Raw genomic sequence first — 3,490 nt, 5'->3', positions numbered from 1 at the left:
CGATCCGATGTTTGCGTTCGAGATGGAACGCGTCAGGGCGCTGTCGGCAGACATGGAACGCATCCATCGCGGGATTGCACCCGAAGAGGTCGCTGATGGCAATATCCCAATCCTTGACCGCTGGGTGCTTGGGCGGCGGACGGTGCCCTGCTTGATGGGTCTTTCGACGGGCCACCCGGAACTTCCCGGCCAAGGCCGACTGACTACGACGTCGGATCTTTGGCTGTTGTCCAAGGACATGAGCTGGGCGCGAACGCTGTCTCGTTGGTACAGGCTGGGGCGCCCCGGCGAACTGTCCGACTTCGCTTCGTGAGTGTCGGTCATGACGGAGAAGAATCCGGATATCGAGCGCCATTTCGAGCGGCGGATGAAAGCCGCCAAGATTGGGCTGCATCTGCCCAGCGAAGAAGAATTGCTTCGCGGAATGGCATTCTTCGACGACGAGCTTCGCAGCGACATCCGTGAATATGCCAGCCGCCTTACGCGGCGCATGAAAAGGCGCGGCCGTGAAGAACTCGCTCCTCTGATCGCCTGTCTCGATGATCTGGCGGTCGAGCAAACCGAGGAAAGTGTGCAGGCCGTGGAAACGGTCCTCGAGAGCACAATTCCTGTGAAAGGAATTCCGATCGAGGCCTGTAGGCTGCGCGTCCAGGTTTACCTTGCCGGATTTGGCTTGCCGGGAGCCGCCGGCGTGATTGCCGGTGAGATCGCGGCATTGGCCCTGCATGACGTCCAGCATGGCGACAACCGCCGAATGCTGTGGCGCGCACTGTCATGGAGTGTGCTCGCACGAACGCTGCGTGAAGTCCAAAGGGACGACATCTTTCATGCCTCCCGATATTCGATGCTTCGGATGCGGCGCGGCTATGAACGGGAATTTGAAGCGGCGATTCTGCGCCCAGAACCTGCGGTCGAAAAAGCGAAATCACCTTCGTCCGATGATGAATATGACGCCGATCTGTTCGCGGACGAAGACGACGCAGCGGATGGTGCCGATGCCGACGACTACATTGTTGTCATCCCTTCCATCGGCAACGAAACGACGTCGGAAGGAAAACGCGTCACTGTTGAATATCATAAATACGTGCAACGGCGATTGCCGCTGGCGCGGGTGCCGGATCTGGCTACTGCGCGCAGGGTGTTGCTGGCGGAGTTTCCCTATGCCGCTTCGGTGATCGATACCATCCTGTGGGGGCTCGTCGGCCGCAAATACACCCACATGCGGCCGACCATTCTTGTCGGACCACCAGGATGCGGCAAGACCCGCCTTGCCAGGCGATTGTTCGAGGAACTCAAGGTTCCCTATGAACTGATTTCGTGTGGCGGCTTAAGCGACAGTGCGATTGGCGGCACGCCTCGGCGATGGTCGTCCGGAGAACCCAGCCTCCCGATTATGGCGGTACGTCAGCACGAAAGTGCCGGACCAGCCATCATTCTGGACGAGGCCGAGAAGATCGGCACCGGACGCCACAACGGCAATGTCCATGACGTCCTGATCGGCTTGCTTGAACCCCAGACATCGTCACGTTGGTCGGATCCATACATCGAAGCGAACTGTGATCTCTCCAATGTCATCTGGTTGATGACCGCCAATGCAACGCAAGGCATTCCGGCCGTTCTCAGGGACAGATGCCGAATCCTGTCGTTTCCCGTTCCAGGAGCCGACCAGCTTGAATTCCTTGCACCAAGTATTCTCGAGCGTCTCTACCTTGATACCGGGCACGATCGACGCTGGGCGGCGCCGCTACAGGAGTTTGAGATCGAGGCATTGAGAACGGCCTGGCCTGGCGGATCAATCCGAAAACTGGAGCGGTTCATCGAAGTCCTGGTTGAAGCCCGCGAGCGCAACCGCCCGCGACAATGATCGATGAGGAAAGGATTGGAATCAACATGTCCAAGAACGATCCGACAGCAAACGGCCAGCGGATACGTGGTACGTCGCGGCGGCGTAAAAAGAAGAGAATGGAGGTCGCGGCCGTCACGCCTGCGGTCGAACCCGGTTGTCCGCGCCAAGGACCAGCAGAGCCGCTCGCCATCGACCGCCATTCCGATGATCTCCAGATCGTGCGGACGCTAGAACTCGAACTCCGCATGGCGGTTCACGAAGCCGGCCATGCGGTGGCGCGGCTTCACCTGGATATCGGGACGATCGTGAAAATCACCATCGAAGCGCCGGAAGGCGGCTATGTCGCCGGCACCATGCCAGGACCCGGTGAACAGACCGAGGAGATGCTGACCGGAGTTCTGATCGCGGCACTTGCCGGCCGTGCGGCGGAAGAGGTCATTATTGAGTCGGTAGTTGCCGGGTCAGGATCCGAAAGGAGTGATCTGGCGTGCGCCACAGCGCTTGCTCTCGATATGGAAACTACCATGGGTTTTTCCAAACGATGGCCGCTGCTTCATCGAAAAGTCGAGGATCGCGGGGCGATCTTCGCCATGGACCATGAACTCGCGGAACGGGTCCACGCAAGATTGGCGAGTGCTTCAACCGTCGCCCGCAAGTTGATTGCCGCGCATCAGCGGACGGTCGATTTCCTTGGCGATGTTCTGATGCAGCGAAAGACACTGGAAGGACAGGAACTCGAAGCGGTGCTGGAGCAAGTGAGACATCGCTTGGCGCCGCCACCCGGCTGATCAGGCCACCGACCGCAACAATCAATGCACGTCCGCGAACCAAAAATTCGTGGATCGCTTTGTTGCGCCCGCATGAATGAAACACAGGATTCGATCCCATGAAAATCTGGGTGTTTTCCGATCTCCATCTCGAATATGCCGATTTGCGGCAACCATTGGTCATTCCGAACGCCGACGTCTGCATCGTCGCCGGAGACCTTTGCCGCGCGGCCGCAAACGGCGCACACTGGCTGGCGAAACACATCGCACCCTCGATGCCGTGCATCTACGTTGCCGGAAACCATGAATTCTACAAGGGCTCGATCCGCGAAGGGCTCGAGGACGGGCACGCCGCGGCCACACAATTCCCGGATGTCCATTTCCTGGAGAACGAATTTGTCGTGATCGACAGTGTTCGTTTCATCGGCGCCACGCTCTGGACAGACTATCGGATCGAAGGACATCGTGAACTGGCGATGTTCAACGCCCGTGAGCGCATGAATGATCATAAGCAGATCGCCAAGCAGCGGAATCCTTGGCAGCGTTTTGTCCCGGAAACCGCATATAGTATGCATCGGGATTCCAGGCGGTTTATCGACACGGCCTTGAGGGCCGATCCGATCACGACCATCGTTGTGACGCACCACCTTCCTCACGCGCGTTCTGTTCCGCCGCGTTTCAAGGGTGATCTGCTGAATGCCGCCTATGCGAGCGATCTGTCCGACGTGATCGAGAGCGGACACCCCGCGCTATGGGTCCATGGGCATACCCATGATAGCTGCGACTACAAGATTGGCGACACGCGTATCGTCTGCAATCCCCGCGGCTATGATGATGAAAACGTCAATTTCGATCCGGTGCTTACGGTGCGGGTGTA

4 protein-coding genes are annotated in these 3,490 nt (G+C 58.7%); all 4 read left to right on the top strand.

Features of this window, described 5'->3' with window-relative positions; all coding sequences use genetic code 11:
- Positions 1 to 313 (top strand): hypothetical protein (locus tag ACX3P0_RS25095; RefSeq protein WP_459092916.1); only part of this gene is annotated, 313 nt, incomplete at its 5' end.
- Positions 314 to 322: 9 nt separating this feature from the next.
- Positions 323 to 1,864, top strand: a complete 1,542-nt coding sequence (locus tag ACX3P0_RS25090; RefSeq protein WP_459092914.1) for an AAA family ATPase — start codon at positions 323 to 325, stop codon at positions 1,862 to 1,864.
- Complete coding sequence (locus ACX3P0_RS25085) at positions 1,861 to 2,634, top strand: hypothetical protein (RefSeq protein ID WP_459092912.1); 774 nt, start codon at positions 1,861 to 1,863, stop codon at positions 2,632 to 2,634. The genes ACX3P0_RS25090 and ACX3P0_RS25085 overlap by 4 nt, the downstream gene beginning before the upstream one ends.
- Positions 2,635 to 2,732: 98 nt before the next feature.
- Positions 2,733 to 3,490 (top strand): metallophosphoesterase (locus tag ACX3P0_RS25080; protein WP_459092910.1); only part of this gene is annotated, 758 nt, incomplete at its 3' end.

The sequence above is a fragment of the Mesorhizobium sp. A556 genome (genome assembly GCF_054489545.1).
The sequence above is the reverse complement of the archived record's forward strand: the minus strand, read 5'-3'. Positions and strand labels throughout refer to the sequence as shown.

What these genes read in the sequence shown, in the direction of transcription:
- ACX3P0_RS25090 (WP_459092914.1), top strand. Translation starts at nt 323, where the DNA reads ATGACGGAGAAGAATCCGGATATCGAGCGCCATTTCGAGCGGCGGATG.
- ACX3P0_RS25085 (WP_459092912.1), top strand. Translation starts at nt 1,861, where the DNA reads ATGATCGATGAGGAAAGGATTGGAATCAACATGTCCAAGAACGATCCG.